Origin of the sequence: Pilimelia columellifera subsp. columellifera, assembly GCF_039532605.1 — a bacterium.
GTDB classification, from domain to species: Bacteria; Actinomycetota; Actinomycetes; order Mycobacteriales; family Micromonosporaceae; genus Pilimelia; species Pilimelia columellifera.
In genome coordinates this window covers 1-18,470 of the sequence record NZ_BAAARY010000029.1, presented here as the reverse complement: position 1 = coordinate 18,470, position 18,470 = coordinate 1, and the positions used below count along the sequence as shown (strand labels likewise).

Genomic DNA, 18,470 nt, shown 5'->3' with positions numbered 1-18,470 from the left:
CCTACCGGGGCGCCGCGTCTCCATCTTTGACCCCGAGCCGGTCGGCGTGTCGCCACCTACGTCACCGTCTGTGACCAAAGGATGGCCCGGAAAGGCTCATTCGCCACACGACGAGAATGGCGGCTACGAACACAACAGCACGGACTGCCACGCCAGCGACGGCACCGCCTCCCGCCCGTCCGCTTGCCACAATTAGCGCGGTCTCGAATGTTCCTGCACCGATCGCGACGAGCCACATCGTCCGGGCAGCTCGCACGACGCTTGGGACCTGCCGGGCACCTCGCATGCGCCGACCTTACCGACCTGGAGGGTCATCCAAAAGTAAGTCGGCCGCGTGGGCCGGGTCCGTAGCGCGAACGGTGTTTCTGGCTTGATCGGTTTGTTTAGCCGACGCTCCTCAGATTCCGGCTGTCGTTACCGACAAGTAGGGCATCGGGAAGGACAGTGAGGGTTGGAATGTCGATCGGTAGAGGCTTCCTGGGTGCGCTCGTGGCGGCAGGCGTGGCGTTGGGCCTGGTTGCAGTCGGGCAGGCGCACGCTGCGTTCAGCCAGAGCACCTCGAACGCAGGCGCCGCGTTGACGGCCGCGCCGGAGTTCGTCGCCGGCGAGCTGTACGGGTGGGGCGACAACACCACCGGCCAGCTCGGCCTGGGCAACAACACCAGCCCCAGGCTGAGCCCGGTCAAGGTGGGCGCGGTAACCACCTGGACCTTCGTGGAAACCATCAACCAGCCGGCACTGGACAGCGACAGCGGTCACACCTGCGCCCTGCAGAAGAACGCCACGCTGTGGTGCTGGGGACGCAACACCAACGGTCAGCTCGGCCGCGGCAACTACACCGACTCCTACACCCCGATCCAGGTCACCGGCAGTTGGACCAAGGTGGCCCTGGGCGGCATGCACACCTGCGGCATCAAAACCAACGGCACACTGTGGTGCTGGGGGCAGAACGACTACGGCCAGGTCGGCATCGGCTCGGCGACGTTGGCGTTCACCTCCCCGCAGCAGGTCGGCACCGGCACCAACTGGACGGAGATCGCGGCCAGCAACGTGCAGAACTGCGGCATCCGCGGCGGCGCCGTCTACTGCTGGGGCGAAGGCGTCAACTACAAGCTGGGCAACAACTCCACCGCCGAGCAGAACAGTCCGGTCACGGCCAGCAGCAACACCACCCACACCCACATCACCGTCGGTCGCCAACACGCCTGCGCGCTGCGCAGCAACGGCACCCTGTGGTGCTGGGGAAGCAGCGCCAACGGGCAGCAGGGCCGGGGCAACACCACCACCGCCCAAACCCCCACCCAGGTCGGCGCCCTGACCACCTGGACGTTCATCAACGCGGGTCGCGACCACACCTGCGGCCTGCAATCGGGCGCCCTGTGGTGCTGGGGACTCAACACCAGCTACGAGCTGGGCCTGGGCCACAACACCTCCCCGCAGACATCCCCGGTCCAGATCGGCGCCGCCACCGACTGGATGCGCGTGAGCCCCAGCAACACCTCAACCTGCGCCAACAACTACAACCGGAACATCTACTGCTGGGGCGCCAACGCCACCGGACAACTCGGCCACGGCGGCACCAGCACCGAAACCACACCACGACTCCTGACCGGCCGCAGCGGCGTCGTCTACGCCGGCGGCTCCGGCACCTCCACCACTTTCGCCATCAGCCTGGTCTGAGAGGGCGTTCGATTTGTACTTGATCTACTAGTACGTACCTCTCCAGGTAGGTGTTGTTTCTCCGGGCGGGTCTCGTAGTCGCGGGCGAGTCTGCGGTGCAGCATCAGCCAGCCCAGGCTCCGCTCCACGACTCAGCGGCGTCTCACGACGTGGAAGCCGGGGGTCTTAGTGTTACGCGGCACCACCTCGGCGTCGATACCCAGCGTGGCGGCGTGTTCGATGAACTGGTTCTTGAAGCCGGCGTCCACCCAGGTCTTGGTGACGCTCGGGTAGGCGACTTTGAGCTGTTCCAGGACCTGGATTCCGGCGCGGTTGTCGGTCACGGACGCGGCCATGACGATGACGACTAGCAGGAGGCCCAGGCTGTCTGTGACTACGCTGCGCTTGCGGCCCACGATCTTTTTCGCGGCGTCGGTTCCCTGTGTCGCGGTCGGCGGGTTGCTGGACGTCTTCACGCTCTGTGTATCGATGATGGCGGCGGTGGGCTGCGGATCGCGGCCGGCTTTGACTCGGGCGAGGGCGGCCAGGCGACGTTGAGCTGGGCGAAGATGCCTTCATCGCGCCAGGCGGCATAGTAGTAGTAGACCGTGGTGTGTGGCGGAAAGTCATGGGGGAGGTACTTCCAGGCGATCCCGGTCCGATTGACGTAGAAGATGGCGTTGAGTACCTCCCGAACGTCGGTGCGGGCCGGTTCGCCGGTGGGTCGCCGGTCGAGGCGTGCCTGCTGCCAGGCGGTCAAGGTCGGTCCGACCAGTGCCCAACGGGCGTCGGAGATGTCGCTGGGGTAGGCGCGGCGAGCGGTCACGGTAGAGATCTACTCTGGACGGAGTAGGGAGACCGGCAGCCGACAAGCGCGGCGATTCATGGTCAGGTTTACGTCAGACGGAATCTGAAGCGCATATGGGTATGGAGCAGGAGTCATCCAGCCCGTCAGAGCGCGAACAAATAGGCATTAATTTGCGTATGGTGCGCATCGGGCTGGCCGCAAATCAATCATAGCATGACAGCGGTTCATTGAATGCCCTCTAAGAGCACCGTCTATAGGTGGTCGTACTGGTCAGATGGTGGCTGCGGGTAGCAGACGGGCACGAACATCGGCGATCATGTGAGTTCTCTACGCTCCGTGATCGAGGGATGCTCGTGCCCGCGTTGCCATCATCGCTGCTGGACCCGGTCTGGGTCGAGTTCGCCGCTCATCTTCCCGCCCGCCCTGAGTTCGATCCGGGGCATCCGGTGGGGTGCCATAGGCGACGGATCCCGGACCGGGTGGTGTTCGAACACCTGGTTGAGGCGCTGGTCCACGGCTCGGGCTACGAACGCATCGCTACCGAGCGGTGTTCAGACTCCACTATCCGACGCAGGCTCAGACTGTGGGCGGACGCCGGAATCGCTCACTTGGTGCACGCGGCGACGCTAACCGCCTTCGACCAGCCCATCGGTCTACAGGTCGAGCACATCACGGCCGATGGGTGTATCACCAAAGCCCCGTGCGGCGGCGGTAAGGCAGGCCCGTCGCCAGTGGACCGCCGAAAGGGTGGTCTGAAGCGATCAGTCGCTACCGACGCCTGCGGGGTTCCGCTCGGTATCGTGTCCGCTGGGGCCAACCGCCACGACTCGCCTCTGCTGGCCCCGACCCTGGCCGCCGCAACAGCCCAGGTCAGCGGCCCCTGGCCCGAACACATGACCGTCCACCTCGACGCCGGCTACGACTCCAGCGTCACCCGCAACCTCCTGGAAAGCATCGCGGTAGACCACGACATCGCCACCAAAGGTGAGGCCACCTCGATCCAGACCGGCGGCCGGTGGGTCGTCGAACGCACCCACTCCTGGATGAACGGCCACGGCAAACTACGCCGCTGCACCGACCCGAACCCCAAAATCGTCGACTTCTGGCTACACCTAGCAGCCGCTCTCGTCACCATCCGTGCCCTCATCCGCGAAGCCAGAACCCGCTACCGCTGGGACACCCACCCCACAAGCCGCCGCCTCCGATGACCTACTGACGGTCGCTCTAAGACCCGCGGCTTCCGCAGACTCGCCCGCGACTACGAGACCCGCCCGGACAGCTCCGAAGCCATGATCCACATCGCGATGATCGACAACGTCAGCCGCCGATTAACGGACGAATCAAAACCTACCTGGAGAGGTACGTACTAGTAGATCAAGTACAAATCGAACGCCCTCTAAGGGTGGATTCGGCTCAGTAGAATTCCGGCATCGCTCGGATGGCCCGGGTGATGCTGAGGGCACAGGCATGTACGGGCGCGACGATCGTCGCGAGCCTGCCGCGATGCCCTTTCGCCAACGCTGTCACGATTGCTACGGGCGGCCGTTGCTCGATGGAAATGGGGCAGGCGATACCGAGCAGCGTCCGCTCGCCGGAACCGTAGGCCACCGCCGCGTACTGTTGGGACCTGACAATCTCGGCGCCCGATCCGGCGTAGTCGGTTGACGGATCCAACGCCCGCATCAGCCGCCGCGTCGCCGCGATGCTGAGCCGCTCGTCCGCTACGTCGCGACTGGCATTTTTGGCGCTGGGGTTTCCACAGCGTGCCAGGTGGATTAGCTGGTCATGTTTCGTGACGGAAAGCACCGCACGGCCCCCGGTAAGTTCGCAAAGGCGCCGCAAGTGGGGTAGCGCGGTGGTACGCAGAAGGTCGTGCCGGTGGACTCGGGCGCCGAAGTGTGCCAAGCGTGGGCCGAGACGTAGTCCACTGCGACCGCGTTCGAGAATTCCCCACTCCAATAGCTCGGCGACCAGTCGGTGGGCCGTCGGTTTCGGCAAGTCGGCCCGGCGGGCCAATTCACTCAGGGACAGTTCATGGTCCCGTCCGCCAAAACTGTCAACTATTGATAGCCCACGCGACAACATGGAACGCTTGGGTGAATCGACCTGTGCTTCACTCCGTGGACTCGCTTCGGTCAAAGCCATGTTCATTCTCCTGGCACTCTCTTTCGGCTCACGAAGGCTCGTGACCGTGCGGTTGAGGGGTAATCCCTCACCCGAACGTGATGACCGTATGACGGCATCTATGAAAAATTCGTGACAGGTCAGCTTGTCCCGCGTGCCGACCTGTCCCGAAGACGACTGGCGCTGTGGCAACAGTCGTCGACTTCCAGCCGCGGGACGAGGGTCTGAGCCGCTTTTGGGACACCTGGGATGTGTCCACCCCACCTACCAGCCCAGCTGCCTATGCAGCGGGACGGTCTCAGGTTCGACGAGTTGGGACAGCGGGACGAGTTGGGACAGCGGCTCGTGCCACATGGCGCTCAAACCATGACTTCTCGGTGTCGGGCAGCGGTCTTGCGATTCGGGTCGACCTAAGCACGGCGGCCCCGAAGGGAAGGTGGTGCATTCTTGGGCTGACGACAGCTGTCGGCCTGATGCTCAGCGACGCTGATGGGGGAGCGTGCTAAGTTTTTGTGCATCTCAACGAGACGACTGAAGTGCTAGCCGGATGGCCGTCCCGAAACCCGAAGCACTTCTGGCTGAGCAACCCGCAGTCGCCCGGCGGTCAGTGCTGCGCGAAACTCGTTGGCGGCCCAGCGTAGGACCCGCCGTCACGTTCATTTAGCGGGAACGTCGGAGCCTTCGGTTCGGCATGTAGCCGGCGGACGCAGCGGCCAGGTCTAACTCACATTGGTTGAGGCCGCCTTTACGGGGGCCCCAAGCCGGCGAATCGAGCAAATGATCGAACGTTTCGTACAGTGGAACACTACTGGACCAATCCGGCCGACCCCCATTAGCGTCTGGGCACCCCATGACTTAGGCGCCGTCGTGTTGGCGCCCTTCCTAGACGACCTTGGATTCCGGTGAGGTGAGAAGACCACCATGGCAGACTCGCGAACGCATCATTTAGACGGCGGTGTCCCGGTGATTGTGCACACCGAACCGGGAAGGCGTATGACGGGCCTGGCACTGGCCGTCGGCTTTGGAGCACGGCATGACCCGCATGACGCTGGCGGGATGGCTCACTTGCTGGAGCATCTTGTGATGTCGGCGCCGTTGGCCGGCGGCGCTTCGCTCAGCCGGCGGATCGAGCAGCTCGGCGGGGTCAGCAACGCGACGACTGGCCCGGAGTCACTCGTCGTCCACGCCCACGTACTGACCGAGGACGCTGAACGTGTGGCCGACTGGATCTGCCGGGCGGTCCTGTGCCCGGAGATCACCACGGCCGTGCTGGACCGGGAACGCAGGGTGGTACTTCAGGAGCTGGCCGCCGCCGCGGCGGATCCGTGGGACGCGGTTCAGGACGCCTTCCTGGCGGCGCTGTTCGCCGGACACCCGCTAGGCCGGCCGGTCGGTGGCCTGGAGGCGAGCCTGAACGCGACCGGTGTGGATCACCTGGCGGACGTCCACCGGGCGGCATTGTCCGCGCCAGTGACCTTCGCGAGCGCGGGCGGCTTGGCCGATGCGCAGATCACCGCGGCGCTTGTCCGCGGTGGCCTGGGCGCGCTGCCGATGGGCGCCGTGGCCAGCGAGGCCGATGACGGGCCGCGGGTGGCGCCCCCGGTCGGTACGCCGTCCTGGCCCGACGGTTTCGGCTGGCTGATCGCCGGCTCCAGGGGACCGGCGGCTACGGATCCGCGGCGGGCTGCGTTTCAAGTCCTCGGTCACCTGTTGGGGGCGAGCCCGGCGTCCCTGATGTATGCCCGACTTCGGGACGATCATGGGCTGGCCTACAACTTCCGGGCCTGGTCCCGCAGCTATCGCGATGCTGGCGCCTGGCGCTTCCAGGCCGGTGTCGACACCGGCAACGGCCCCCGGGTCGTCGAGCAGCTTGGCGAGTGTCTCGGCGCCGTCGCCGCCGATGGTCCGCCGGCTGACGCGCACGCGGCCGCCGTGCGGCAGGCGGTGATGGGACTGGTGTTGGAGTGCGAGAGTCCACTGGACCACGCCGTCGCCGCCGCCAGCGAGCACTGCCTGACCGGCCAGACCTGGAACGTCGACGCGGAGGTCAGCCGGCTCGACCGAGTACAACCGGCTGAGGTCGCCGCCGCGGCCGGCGAGGTACTCGAATCGCTCATCGTCGTCACCCGGCCGTTGCCGGGAGCCGACCAGTGAGCCAATTCGACGCCTGCTCGGCCTACCTCGCCGACGCCACGGCCGCAGGGCATCAGGTGAGCGTCGACGGGCTGGCGTGTATCGCTGGGCGATACCACGAACCGCTCTCGGGAACCGTGCATTGCTTGGTCGAATACGCCGATAAGGCGCTGCTGACCGATCTCGACCGGCTGTACGGGGGACTGCGCGCCGCCCATCCCGAGGCTCGGACGCTTATCGTGCGGGCTCCGGCAGGGGTTCCGGTTGACCCGCGCCTGCTTCCGCTGCAGACGTATCTTCGCTATCAGCCCGACTCGGTCACCACAGTGGAGATGGCCGACCACGTCCGGCTCACCGTGGTGGAAAGTCGTGACCACGATGACCTGGTGAATGTCTGGTTGGTCCGGGCCTTCACCGACGGTGGAACCGACCTGGGCCGGACGGTCGATCCGGTGGCGACCGCCGAGGCAGCCGAAGCGATCCTGGCTGAGCCGGGCCGCCGTTCGTTGGTCCTGAAGGCCCCCGATGGGCCTGTCGGGCACGCGACGCTGCTGACCGAGGCGGTGGACGACGTCAGCGGCGTCCCCCACGTCGAACTGGTCGACGCGCTTGTCGACCACGCTGAGCTCCGTCCGGCCGGCATGCGCAGCCTGGTGGCGGCCGCCGACGTCTGCGCCCGGCAGCTAGGCCTTCCCCTGCTAGGCAACGTGACCCACCACGCCCCGGGCGAGGACGCGGACTCCTCGCGCGTGCTCGCCAGCTTGACCCGGGCCGGTTGGCGGCCGGTGTTCGCGTACTACCACGCGCCCTGCTCTGGAGCAGGCCCGAGTACGAGTCCGACCGAAGTCCATTACCAACAAGTACGAGCACGATGACGATGATCGAGGTGGACCGGCTGACCCGGCACTATCCTGGCCACCACGGGTTACCCAAGGCCGCCCTGTCCGAAGTTAGCTTCACGGTCGCCAAGGGTGAGGTACTCGGACTGCTCGGGCCGAACGGGGCGGGAAAGACCACGCTGTCCCGCATCCTCACCACCCTGCTGCTGCCGACTTCGGGTACGGCCACTGTGGCCGGCTTCGACGTGATCCGTTTTCCTAGAAGGGTTCGACACCACATCGGTCTCGTTCTCGGCGGTGACCGCGGTTTGTACGGTCGGCTCAGCGCCAGGCAGAACTTGGACTATTGGGCGGCTCTTCAGGGCATGAACCGTCGGACCGCCCGCGCTCGGATCACCGAGTTGATCTGCCAGCTTGGCCTGGCCGACAGGGCCGACGACCGGGTCGAGACGTTCTCCCGCGGCATGGCGCAGCGGGTACACCTGGCCCGAGCTCTGCTGAGCGCACCGTCGGTATTGGTGATGGACGAGCCCACCAACGGCATGGACCCGCATGCCGTCGTCGGCTTCCGAGGTTTGATCCAGCAGCTGCGGGATCAGGGGACCACCGTGCTGCTGACCACGCACGACCTTCACGAAGCACAGCAGCTGTGTTCCCGCATCGCACTGATCGACCGTGGTCGACTCTTGCGCGTCGGCACCCCCCAGAAGTTGCTGGCCGCAGTGCGGGCGCCGCGTGTGGTTACCGCCGCTCGGGTCGCGCCGGCCATCGTCAACTCGCTCGCCGGGATCGTGGGGGCCCGAGTCCAATCGCGGGACGGTCAGCTCACGGTGCACGTCGACGATGACACGGTGCTCGCGACGGTACTGGCCAGCCTCGTCGCGGCTCAGGTCACTGAGCTGACCGTCGCACAGCCGAACCTCGCCGAGGTTTACCGAGGCGTCATTGAGGACCGGGAGTTCGCACTCTGATGTACGCCTATGCGCGCGTGCAGGCGCTTTTGATTCTGCGAAGTCCGGGGCAGTTTGCCATCCTGACAATGGTGCCGTTGTACTCCAGTGTCTTCTTCACGGTGTTGATCCATCACCATCGACAGTCCGCCGCGACCGTGGTCGCCCTGACTGCCTTCGGCATGAGTATGTGGGCGCACGCGATGTTTGTCGGCGCTGAGGCCGTCGATGACGACCGTCGCGACGGCACATTGGAACACGGGCTGCTGCGGCCCGAGAACTACCTGCGGGCGCTCGTCACCCGGGTCTCAGTGAGCTGTGCGTTGAGCCTCCCGGTGCTCGGGGAGGTCATTGTCGTCGGGCGGCTGCTGTTTGGTCTGCCGATCACGGTGGCCCGGCCGGCGATGTGCCTGCTCGTGATAGGGCTGGTCGTGGCCGGCACGGTCGGGGCCGCGCTGCTGACCAGCGCGCTGATGGTGCTGGTCCATGCCGCCCGCACGATGCAGAACGCGATGACCTACCCGTTCTATCTCCTCGGTGGGCTGCTCCTACCCGCCTCGACCCTGCCTCCGCCGTTCGATTGGCTGGCGCGGGGATTCTTTCTCGCCCATGGCTTCGCGCTCCTGCGGGAGCTGGTGCTGGGATCGGCGCCGCATCTGGCCGGCCGGCTCATACTGCTCGTCGCCATGGTCTTAGCCCAACTGGCGGTCGGCGTCGCGGCCCTGCGCTGGGTCATGCACTCCAGCCGCCACGGGAAGGTGAGTTTGCATGGCTAAATGGGTATGGCTGCGCCAGCTCGGTTACGGCGCGCTTAGCAGCTACCAGGATTACCGGGCGATGTTTACCTGGCGATCGTGGTCTTGTGGCTGGCTGCTGCGGCTGCTATGCCAGGTCCTGTTCTTCGCCACGCTCGGTAGGCTGGTCGGCTCAGCGGGCGCCGAGGAATACATGGCGGTCGGCAACGCCGCCATCCTGGCTCCGCTGGGTGCGCTCGGCGTCGTCTCCTCGACCCTCGGGGAACGGCGCTCCGGCACACTACAGTTTTTGTTGATCAGCCGCGCCAACCCGCATCTTGTGCTGGCATCGCGGGGACTTCACTGGCTGGCGGACGGCGTGATCACGGCAACGATCGCGCTGATGGCGGTGCCGGCGTTGGTGGACGTCCACATCGCCTTCGGCCGCCTGCCGCTGGCATTCCTCCTACTCCTGCTCATGGCGTCGAGTACCTACCAACTGGCGTTGTCCCTGACTGGCGTGAGCTTGCGATGGCCGGGCAGTCGGACCTACTTGACGGCCGGCGTCGGCATTCTGTTGATGCTGGCCGGTGGGGTCAACACCCCCACCCCGCGGTCGGGGCTGCTGGGAGCGTTGGCCCATCTCCTACCCGCCGTCAACGCCATACCAGCGCTGCGCGCCCTGCTCGGCGGTGAGTCGGTGCCGCTGGGTGGGATCTACCTAGAGCTCGCCGTGGCCGTCGGTTGGGGTCTGGCAGCGCACAGCATCCTCACCTGGTCGCTGCGCCGCGGCGTCGATCGCGGCACGATCGACCTCCCCTGACGCGCCTCGGCGGGCCACCCATCGCGCCAGGGTCTGAACCAGGTCAGATCCAGCCGTCGGCGCGGTACGCCGCCACCTTCCGCATAGTCAACGATCGGACTTCGGGCAGCACATCGTAGAACGCGGCGATCGCCACCGCGCTCTTCACCACGTCGAGAACCTCTTTCGCCACATCCTCGCGTCGGGGCGGGCCGTTCTTGGCGTGCTTGATGCCCATACCCTCCATGCAATTCACCTGCTGTGCCAGCTCGCCGGTCTCCTCGGCGAGCCTGGACACCTGATGGAATACCCCTGCATGGGTGGGAAAGCGAGCGTTCAAACCATTCACCAGCGCGACTATCTCGTCCAGCCAGTCGGTAGCGTCGTGTTCCATGAATCGTCCTTCGGTAACGTAATCGTTTTGAACGCGGGCACGTCAGTAGGCGTTTCGGATGGCGTCCATCCGTTCGCTGACTATGCGTTTCTCCGCGGCCAGGGCGTGCGCGGACCGGGCGCTGACCCGGTGGGTAAGGCTATCCAGAAAAGTACGGTCGGCCCGTAGCCGGGCCGGATCGGTCTGTTCGCGGCGGGTCAGATGCTCGGCCAGAGTGCTCCAGCAGACGCTGATCCGGCGGCCATCGGCGGCGCTGCGGGCTCGAAACTGGCGGCCCTCGAAGCCCCAGTGCGCGTACTCGCCGGGGCCGTGACGGAGCAGCATCGTCGGCGCGTGCGTCCGATCGTATCCGGCAGAGCTCTCGTTGAACTCGCTGGTCAGGACGTAACCGGTGTAGAGGGGCTTGGCCAGCCCGCCCTGGAACATCTCATGGATGCTGGTGCCCTTGACGAACACGCAGTCAGCCTTGGCCAGCCGTCGAGCCAGCACAGGAGAGAGCTTGCGGATATTGGCCGTCGACATCCGGGGGCCGACGGCGCATAGTTCGGCCTGGCTGAGGGCGGTCGTGACCCCGGCCCGGCGCATCGTCGGATGGGCGATGACGCGGCGCAGGTACGACACGTCGGCGTCCGTGTAGCACGGCAGCGACTTCGGGACCAGGGTGAGATGCATGCGCGGATTAAGTTCGGCTAGTCGGGCCAAGAAGAGTAGGTCGAAAACAGTTTCTGGGTAATCGTCGAAGAACCACACCAGATGCCGCTTCCCATTTAGGGTGTCGGCTGCGAACGAATCCCAGTGGTCCACCAGAAAAGGTCGGCGGGCAAGCTGCTGAAACCTGGACCACAACTGTCCGGCAATCCTTGCCGGTGCCGTGCCCAGGTCGACTGGAAGCGCCACGTTCAGCTCGGGGGTGCGCAGTTTCATTTCGGCGCCGATCAACCCGGAAACGAGGCTGCAGCTCAGCAGCCAACGCAGGTCCCGCTGGCCGGCAGCGAGTACGCGCCTCAGTAACGAGAACGCCACCGGAACCGCTGCCTCGACGTAATGCCGATGAGTGATCACTGGTGCCTCGACGTCACCGCGAAGGCAGTGCGCCACGACCCGGTCGACGACGGAGGGCAGTTCCTGGTTCCATAGCGAGTCGGCGACCGCCACCCCCTGGACTCGATGGGTCAGGAGGCACAAGAGCTGGGTGAGGCAAAAGTCCGTCGCCGCCGCGGCCGCCCTCCCGTCGGCGGGCGACAGCACTGCATCGACCTTGGCCCGTAACGCGTTTCGGAGCCACAATTCGGGATCCGACTCGGCGTCATCGAGGAACACGGTGCCCGCCATACGCTCGCCCACGGTGAAGCCATCGGGTTCAAAGTCCGGGCGCGCCAGTAATTCACCGTTCCCGGCCGTCGCTGAGTCGTCGCACAGGATCCGGCCCAACAGCCGGCGGTCGGTCAGGTCAAGGCTTCGACGGGTGCCCCCGACGTCAGCCGTCGTGTCATCCAAAGCCGCTGCCGCCCGACACGATCGCGCCCGCGGGGGACACCTCAACCGTCATGCCGTCACGCAGCCATTCTCGGGCCGCCGGCATCACAATCGCCGGGATGCCTCGTTCACGCAGCACGATAGCCGTGTGGCAAAGCAGGTTGCCCCGTTCGAAAACGAAAGCCTCTGCCCGGTCCACCAGTGGAATGAGCCCGGCCGACGGGTATTCGGCCACCACGATCGTCCGCTCGTGGACGGACATCGCCCGGATGATGGAGTCCAGAGCATCGGAATCGAACAAGTTTGGGTCATCGGATCCCACCACACTGATGTCGTGCGCTGCCACCAGGTCGTCCAGCACTCCGGCGTCGGGCAGCGTGACCGCGACCCCGGTGGCGCTGCCAGGCGAGATGACATTGACGGCTGACGAGCGCTGACCGGGCAGCCGTCGGCTTTCCAGACTGACATCGCGGATCACGGCCCGCCCGGCGCTGGTGTACCACTCGAGGCGCGCCTCTCCTAACGCGGCGCACATCGTGCGGCTGATCCGCGCGATATCCCGCACCTGTGGGTCTGGTAGGTCGAGCGGGTAGAGAGGTGCGTCCTCGGGGCGCCACCACCAACCGTCTCCCGGGAAAATTCGGCAGCGGGTGTCGAAGGTCGCGACGTGCTCTCGGTGTACTGCTTCGTCAACGTCGACGACCATTACTGACGGCTGCAGGCGGCCTTCCTTGATCCCGGGCAGGCCCGCTGGGAAGGCCTCGACCAGGATCCGCCCGTCAGACATGAGCGCTGAGAATCCCGACGCCTGGGCCGCGACGACCTCTCCGATGTGCACCGCGCTGAACTGGCCGTCGGCGATTCGGTTGCGATCGTGACCGGCGGCCAGCTCCCCCGCCAAGTCCGCCACGACGGCCACCCGGTCGGTGCCGCGGCGAGACCAGTTGATCTGAACGAACTCGCTGGCCACTTGACGGGCCAGCTCGGCTGCCAACCGATCTACGTCGGCCAGCCGGTACACGGCGTAGAACTCCTGGTACGACGCGACGCCCGCCAACGTGCACTGACGTCGCAGCCACATGTGCTTCTGCAGGGAGCGTTCCAGCCGCTCGCGGCAATGTCCGAGATCCAACTCGTATAGCTCGTCGATCGCCGACTCGATCCACCACGCCGACGCCGTGGGCCGGGCTAGAACGCGCCGGCTTGTGACCGGCCGGGCCTGCAAAGCGTGCACCGCTCCCGCCTGAACCGCCCACTCGATGTCCATCGGACCGTGGAACAGCTCCTCGGCCCGCCGCGCCAGCGTGACCAGATCCGCTGCCACGTCGGGGCCGAGCCGCTGGGCGTCATCCGGATCCATGATCGATAGCCGGTTCGACGGCGCCCGGCCCTCGGTGGCATCGACGGAGTTGCCATGTGCCACGTCGACGACCGGACCCGTCGTACTGCCAAGGGGATCGTGCGTGAACAGGACTCCGTGCAGGTCCGGCGTGATATAGCGCTGGATGAACGCCGCGTAGAGTTGAGGCAGCGAGCCTCGCGTGTAGTAGTAGCAACTCGGGGCGTACATCGCCCCCCAACACCGACGCACGGCCTCGATCACCTCGCTGGCCGTCGTCAGCGGCCCCTCAGAGCGGAACACTCCGGCGAAGGAATGCTCAGCTCCGTCCTCCGCTGGAACCGACGACCGGACGATCACCGGGCCGTCGTCTAACAGCGGCGTCACCGCCGCTGTTAGGTCGCCCAACAGGTCGTCTGGCAGCGGCGTCGACACGATCATCCGGCGGATCCGGTCGAGGCGGCGCCCGGTGTCGGCGGGCACCGTGCGGATGCCGGCGAGTTCCTGGGCGATGGTCACCCCCAGTGAGGTGCTGGTCTTGGCCCGCTCGAACCATGCAGACGTCAGGCACCATCCGGCTGGGACGTCGAATCCCTGCTCGCGCAGCAGGGCAAGGTTGCGCGCTTTAGTACCGGACACGTGGTGAGAATCGGCGGTCGCTTCGAACAGCGAGATCACCAGTGGGGTATCGCTTGCCGGACCGTCCTTCATGATGCTCGCCGCGTACGACCGTCTGCGGCGCCGTCGACATTGAGTCGTAGCGGCTCGCCCCCGAGCGCGACTGGATAAACTTGAAACTCGTACATGTCGATCATTTGGATGGTCCCGTCCGGGTAGATGCCGTACTGGTACTGCGTTCGTGCCTCGGCTGTCGGCTTGAACCGACGTCCACTGTCACCTTTGATGTTGATTGCCTGCTTGACCGGGCTATCGCCGGCATAGGAACCGAGGTCATAGATGTCCTTCACCGCAACGTGGGTAGAGTCTTCCATCAGACTTTCGACCTTGGCTCGGGCGACTCCCGCGACAACCAGTGCGTGTTCGAGGAATTCCAGAGATTCGTCACGGCGTTCGGCTGTCGATTTGAGATTTATCCGAAAACGTCGGCCCTGCGGATCCTCCATCCGGGTGGAGCCCAGGTCCCATAGCGGCGCCAGGATCGCGATGTCCTGCGCGATATTGTCCAGATACCGGTCGGTGCCCCAGCCCTGGTCACACGGCGTGATTGTCAGCTTGATCTGCGACGCCACCTCCGGATCTCCGGCGAGCCGGCGCAGGGCCTCGCGAGCCTGACGCTTGCCTTCACTACCGTTGGTCACCAGGTAGATCCCCTGGTCCAGGTACCGCCGCCAGAGCACGCCGACGTCGTAGGTATCGCGGATACCCGATCCGCTGCGTACCAGGTAGTCCAGCGGGTCACTAATTCGCCATGAGGCGATACTTCGTCGCGGCGACCTCCCACGCTCCCGGTAGGCATCACCCACGTCGGACACTACCTTCGTCAGTGTCGCGAATGGCGTCATGATTACCGGCGACTGGTCGCCGAATGCGGGGCAATGCAGGCAGTTGCGACGGCAGTGGTCGTTGGCGTGGATGAAGCCGAGGCCGTCGAGTACTTCGTCCAGGAGCCCAGCTCGGACCACCGGCGCTAACGTGTTGAAAGACATAATGCTCCTATCAGATGGGCCATTAGAAACTTCGCGATGATGAGGCTGTGATAGGCGCGAGGTCGAGGCACAGCAACTCGCCGTTTCGCAGATGCGCCCGGTGCGAATGCCAGGTGTCGAGCAGGTCCCATCCGTTGAGCTGCGCCACGAGGACACCGATCGTGACCGCGTGCGATACGACAACGACAGAGTCATCTCCGCTGGCGGCAAGGCGATCAAGGAAGCGGGACACGCGGACGTCGACATCGAGCAGACTCTCGCCGCCCGGCAGGCGCTGGGTGGGATCTCGCTGCCACGCGGCGAGGGCTGGATTGATGTCTGGCCGGGTGGACGGGTGACCGTCCGCCAGCGTCCCCCAGTCGATCTCGCGGAGTTCGGGATGACTGATCACGGTGCTGGGCCGGAGGTAACGCTCGATGAGGTCGGCTGTGTCCAACGCCCGCCGCGAGTCGCTGCTGTGTATCGACTGCGGTCGATCTGGTAGTTCGGCGATCGCCTGGCCGGCTCGGCATGCTTGCTGCCATCCAGCACCGTCGAGGGCGACGGCGGCAGACGAAGGGAAACGACGGGCCTGGTTCGCCGCCGTCTGTCCGTGACGGACGACGGTCAACTGCATCGCAGTAACACCTCCGTCCGAGATGACACTGAGAGTGGGGTGTCCTGCATAGGTAAGGCTCGTACGCCACGGCCGGCCAGGTGCTGCCGTACCCGTTCAGCCGTTTCGGCCGGCGGAGCTTCGGCGTCGCACGCACACACGGGCACCCCGGCGTGCCGTAGCAGCGTCAGGCCCGGCAGAGTCTCGTCCTGGTAGGTGCGCACCTTGCCGGCCATCCGACGCAACGCAGTCGGGTCCAACGACGTCTGCCGCCCGAGGGCACGCTGGCGCTGCCGACGCATCGACGCAGCCTGTACATCACCCGGCAGCTCGAGGTGGATGACCGTGAGGCGCGCGGACAGGACACTGTCGAGGAGCATTCGTGCCTGCTGCACACCGCGGGGTAGACCGTCCAGTAGGACGGGGCGGGTAGCAGAGATTCGCTCGACCACATCCAGCAGGACGCGGTCGAGTCCAGCTGGCATAAGCAGTCCAACGCTCGCCTGCTCCTCGGCCTCGTCCCGCAGCGCGTCGATCGCCTTCCGCTCCGATGGACGCAGGCGCGGTAGTAGGACTACGTCCTGCCTCAACAGCGCGGGCACCGACGCGATGACCGAACTTTCACTGCCGCGCTCACTCGCCTGAGCGAACAGTTCCGCCTGAGTGGACTTTCCGGAACCAGGCGGTCCGACGAATGCGACTACCGGTAGGCCGATGCTCACTATTCGACCCCTTCACTTCGCATCGTCGTCGAATTCGAGAGCTCGTTGCCGTGTTCCGTTAGCGTTCCGATGCCGATCGCCATTACATTTGTCTCCCACGGGTGAAATGGGCCGCGGTCCGGACACGAGTCCTCGCCTGTCGGTCCGTTGATCGGTGACAGGCAGCCAGAAAAACATGTCCAATTACGTCGGACAAGATTCGTTCCACGGTGTGAAACAGTCGAAGCCAGCGGCGGATCGGTGCGTTACCGTCGGCTTAGGATCCACCACCGGACGGGTTGGCGAAGTACCCAGGTGCGTGGAGCGACCTGCGGGCATCGCGATTCAAGGCGCGGGCCGGGGTCACCGTTTTAGATCATCGGCGCGAAACGTGCGTCGGTAGTCGCACCGGGAGAGGAGGAATGACATGGACCGCAACCACAAGTCCGCTCTGCGTCCGCGCCTGAGCGGCGTCCGCACTGGCCGCTGAGGCTGCCCGGCGTCGTGGAGCACTGTGCTCCGCGACGCCGGGCGCAGACACCATTAGCCACACGTCGTCGGTCGGAGGATTCAGCCTTGGCTATGAGCGCTCGCCCGAACTCCGAGTCGGTTTCTCGTTCCCCATTCCTCCTCACCGCCGATACTCTCTACGATTTGCTCGAGGTCAATCCGGAACAGCCGCTGCGCCATCTGGTGCATGTCGCGCGCGGCGTCCGCGGCGTCTTTCCGCCGCTAGTTCTCTCCCTCGCCGCACGTGACGGCGCGACGCTGGGTACCGGGGCCCGCGACGAACTACGTCGTATGGCCGAGCGGAGCACCTGCTACGAGCGGCTCGCCCAGGACCTGACCTCAATGGATGGCGTCCGCGTCATCAAGGGGCCGTCACTGGCCCGACACTATCCGCCGGAGCTAATCCGGCCGGTGGGTGACCTCGACGTGGTGGCGCCGGATGAGGCCAGTCTGTGGCGCGCGGCGCACCGAGTGCTGCGAAAACACCCCGTTACCGAGGTGGACCTGTCGGTTATTCGCGACGGGCAACGGCGCCACCTGCTTCTGTCGCTTTGGTGGCCGGCCGCCGACCCGCTGCTCGACAAGGGACTACGCGTTGAAATCAGCACGTTCGCCTTCGCTGGCGAGCCTGGCGTTGTGCCGCTACGGTCGAACCTGCCCGACGACCAGGCTGTCGCTGACCTACTCGCGCTCGCGGAGGAGCGGTTCCAACGTCCGTTTACCGCCAAGGACCTCATTGACCTGACATATGCTCTGACCGCCCCGACAGCACCCGACCCGGACGCGCTCGCGCTGGCTGCGGACAACTACCGGTTAAGCCCGGAGCTGCTGGAACTCGGCGAGGCGGTCCTCGTGCATCCGGCACTGGCGCCTGCCGTGCCCGCTGCCCTGCTCGACCGGCTGCGGAGCCTCACCCCAGCGGAAGTCGCCCGTCGCGGTGACCGGCGTCCGCTTGAGCAGCTGGCCAAGGCGGACCAGAGCGTCGAGGAGCGCCTAGCCCAAGGTTTGCCGGCGTACGGCTTCAGCCTGTCCGGAGCGCCGCGAATTCGGGATCAGAAAGCCATGACCTGGCACGACGTCGGCGGGATCGTCATCGCACGTACGCCCGTTGCGGATTTCCTCATGGTCACGGGAGAAGTAGTCGATCCGGACCGTCACGACATCGCCCTCCATTGGCTGAACAACCAAGCTGAATTGACTCAACCCCATCGAGTACGAGACCATCATGACCCCACTTACCGAACACCTACTTACGTTCAGCTGGTCGTGGACATCGGCACTCGGTTGTGAGTTTGAATTGGTGGTCGCGGCAGGCAGGTGTCCGTCACGGGCAATCGTTAAAGCTATCCGCGACCTGTTCATCCAGCAGCAGGTCGGCACCGACATCTGGATCGCCCTCGGCTGGCGTGTTGGCTTCCTCATCGTTGCGTATTTCGTCGCTATGGCCACGTACCGCCGCAGGATCTCCTAGCTATTCGGACACGCCGTCGAGTCCCGTAGATGACTTTATGGCTCGAAACGGTAGCCCATTTCGGGTTCAGTGATGAGATGTCGTGGGCGGCTGGGATCTTCTTCGAGTTTTCGGCGCAGTTGAGCTAGGTATTGGCGTAGGTAGCTGGACCATCGAAAACAAGGTCCACTGAGCCTTTCCGGGCAATCCTTTGGTCACAGAAGGTGACGTAGGTGGCGACACGCCGACCGGCTCGGGGTCCAAGATGGAGACGCGGCGCCCCGGTAGG

14 protein-coding genes and 4 pseudogenes are annotated in these 18,470 nt (G+C 65.5%); 9 read left to right on the top strand and 9 right to left on the bottom strand.

Features of this window, described 5'->3' with window-relative positions:
• Window positions 1-456: 456 nt before the first annotated feature.
• The gene (locus ABD287_RS17200) at window positions 457-1,680 is read left to right on the top strand and encodes an RCC1 domain-containing protein (protein WP_344174361.1); all 1,224 of its coding nucleotides are present in this window, start codon (window positions 457-459) and stop codon (window positions 1,678-1,680) included.
• Window positions 1,681-1,707: 27 nt separating this feature from the next.
• Here ABD287_RS17200 and ABD287_RS17195 read toward each other — a convergent pair.
• Window positions 1,708-2,485 (bottom strand): annotated as a pseudogene (locus ABD287_RS17195) (IS5 family transposase).
• A gap of 335 nt (window positions 2,486-2,820) precedes the next feature.
• On the opposite strand from ABD287_RS17195, the gene ABD287_RS17190 reads away from it, so the two are divergent.
• On the top strand, window positions 2,821-3,675 hold the full coding sequence (locus tag ABD287_RS17190; RefSeq protein ID WP_344174363.1) for an IS5 family transposase: 855 nt from the start codon (window positions 2,821-2,823) through the stop codon (window positions 3,673-3,675).
• A gap of 33 nt (window positions 3,676-3,708) precedes the next feature.
• Window positions 3,709-3,837 (top strand): annotated as a pseudogene (locus ABD287_RS17185) (IS5/IS1182 family transposase); the annotation flags it as partial.
• 43 nt (window positions 3,838-3,880) lie between these two features.
• Here the strand turns inward: ABD287_RS17185 and ABD287_RS17180 are convergent.
• Window positions 3,881-4,273, bottom strand: coding sequence for a hypothetical protein (locus ABD287_RS17180; RefSeq protein ID WP_344174359.1), 393 nt, complete (start codon window positions 4,271-4,273; stop codon window positions 3,881-3,883).
• Between the two features lie 132 nt (window positions 4,274-4,405).
• Window positions 4,406-4,552, bottom strand: a pseudogene (locus ABD287_RS18620) (helix-turn-helix domain-containing protein); the annotation flags it as partial.
• A 960-nt stretch (window positions 4,553-5,512) separates the two neighbouring features.
• Here ABD287_RS18620 and ABD287_RS17175 point away from each other — a divergent pair.
• From ABD287_RS17175 to ABD287_RS17155, 5 genes are read left to right on the top strand one after another with little or no spacing between them, the layout of a single operon-like run.
• Window positions 5,513-6,745, top strand: a complete 1,233-nt coding sequence (locus ABD287_RS17175; protein WP_344174357.1) for a M16 family metallopeptidase — start codon at window positions 5,513-5,515, stop codon at window positions 6,743-6,745.
• Complete coding sequence (locus ABD287_RS17170) at window positions 6,742-7,599, top strand: hypothetical protein (protein WP_344174354.1); 858 nt, start codon at window positions 6,742-6,744, stop codon at window positions 7,597-7,599. The genes ABD287_RS17175 and ABD287_RS17170 overlap by 4 nt, the downstream gene beginning before the upstream one ends.
• Window positions 7,596-8,534: an ABC transporter ATP-binding protein gene (locus tag ABD287_RS17165; protein WP_344174352.1), complete on the top strand. Its 939-nt coding sequence runs from the start codon at window positions 7,596-7,598 to the stop codon at window positions 8,532-8,534. Before ABD287_RS17170 ends, ABD287_RS17165 begins: the two co-directional genes overlap by 4 nt.
• Complete coding sequence (locus tag ABD287_RS17160; RefSeq protein ID WP_344174350.1) at window positions 8,534-9,289, top strand: ABC transporter permease; 756 nt, start codon at window positions 8,534-8,536, stop codon at window positions 9,287-9,289. Before ABD287_RS17165 ends, ABD287_RS17160 begins: the two co-directional genes overlap by 1 nt.
• Window positions 9,282-10,070 carry a hypothetical protein gene (locus tag ABD287_RS17155; RefSeq protein WP_344174348.1) on the top strand — a complete coding sequence of 263 codons (789 nt, stop codon included), beginning with the start codon at window positions 9,282-9,284 and terminating at the stop codon, window positions 10,068-10,070. Before ABD287_RS17160 ends, ABD287_RS17155 begins: the two co-directional genes overlap by 8 nt.
• Before the next feature lie 43 nt (window positions 10,071-10,113).
• On the opposite strand, the gene ABD287_RS17150 is transcribed toward ABD287_RS17155, so the two are convergent.
• From ABD287_RS17150 to ABD287_RS17130, 5 genes are read right to left on the bottom strand one after another with little or no spacing between them, the layout of a single operon-like run.
• On the bottom strand, window positions 10,114-10,443 hold the full coding sequence (locus ABD287_RS17150) for a nucleoside triphosphate pyrophosphohydrolase family protein (protein WP_344174345.1): 330 nt from the start codon (window positions 10,441-10,443) through the stop codon (window positions 10,114-10,116).
• Between the two features lie 42 nt (window positions 10,444-10,485).
• Window positions 10,486-11,874 carry an ARMT1-like domain-containing protein gene (locus tag ABD287_RS17145; RefSeq protein WP_344174342.1) on the bottom strand — a complete coding sequence of 463 codons (1,389 nt, stop codon included), beginning with the start codon at window positions 11,872-11,874 and terminating at the stop codon, window positions 10,486-10,488.
• Window positions 11,875-11,932: 58 nt separating this feature from the next.
• Window positions 11,933-13,969, bottom strand: coding sequence for a PEP/pyruvate-binding domain-containing protein (locus tag ABD287_RS17140; RefSeq protein WP_344174339.1), 2,037 nt, complete (start codon window positions 13,967-13,969; stop codon window positions 11,933-11,935).
• A complete protein-coding gene (locus tag ABD287_RS17135) occupies window positions 13,966-14,925 on the bottom strand; it encodes a hypothetical protein (RefSeq protein WP_344174337.1) in 960 nt (319 codons plus the stop codon). Before ABD287_RS17135 ends, ABD287_RS17140 begins: the two co-directional genes overlap by 4 nt.
• A 22-nt stretch (window positions 14,926-14,947) precedes the next feature.
• Window positions 14,948-15,541: a histidine phosphatase family protein gene (locus tag ABD287_RS17130; RefSeq protein WP_344174335.1), complete on the bottom strand. Its 594-nt coding sequence runs from the start codon at window positions 15,539-15,541 to the stop codon at window positions 14,948-14,950.
• A 1,262-nt stretch (window positions 15,542-16,803) separates the two neighbouring features.
• Here ABD287_RS17130 and ABD287_RS17125 point away from each other — a divergent pair.
• On the top strand, window positions 16,804-18,021 hold the full coding sequence (locus ABD287_RS17125) for a hypothetical protein (RefSeq protein ID WP_344174333.1): 1,218 nt from the start codon (window positions 16,804-16,806) through the stop codon (window positions 18,019-18,021).
• Between the two features lie 216 nt (window positions 18,022-18,237).
• Here the strand turns inward: ABD287_RS17125 and ABD287_RS17120 are convergent.
• Window positions 18,238-18,351 (bottom strand): annotated as a pseudogene (locus tag ABD287_RS17120) (winged helix-turn-helix domain-containing protein); the annotation flags it as partial.
• Window positions 18,352-18,470 lie beyond the last annotated feature (119 nt).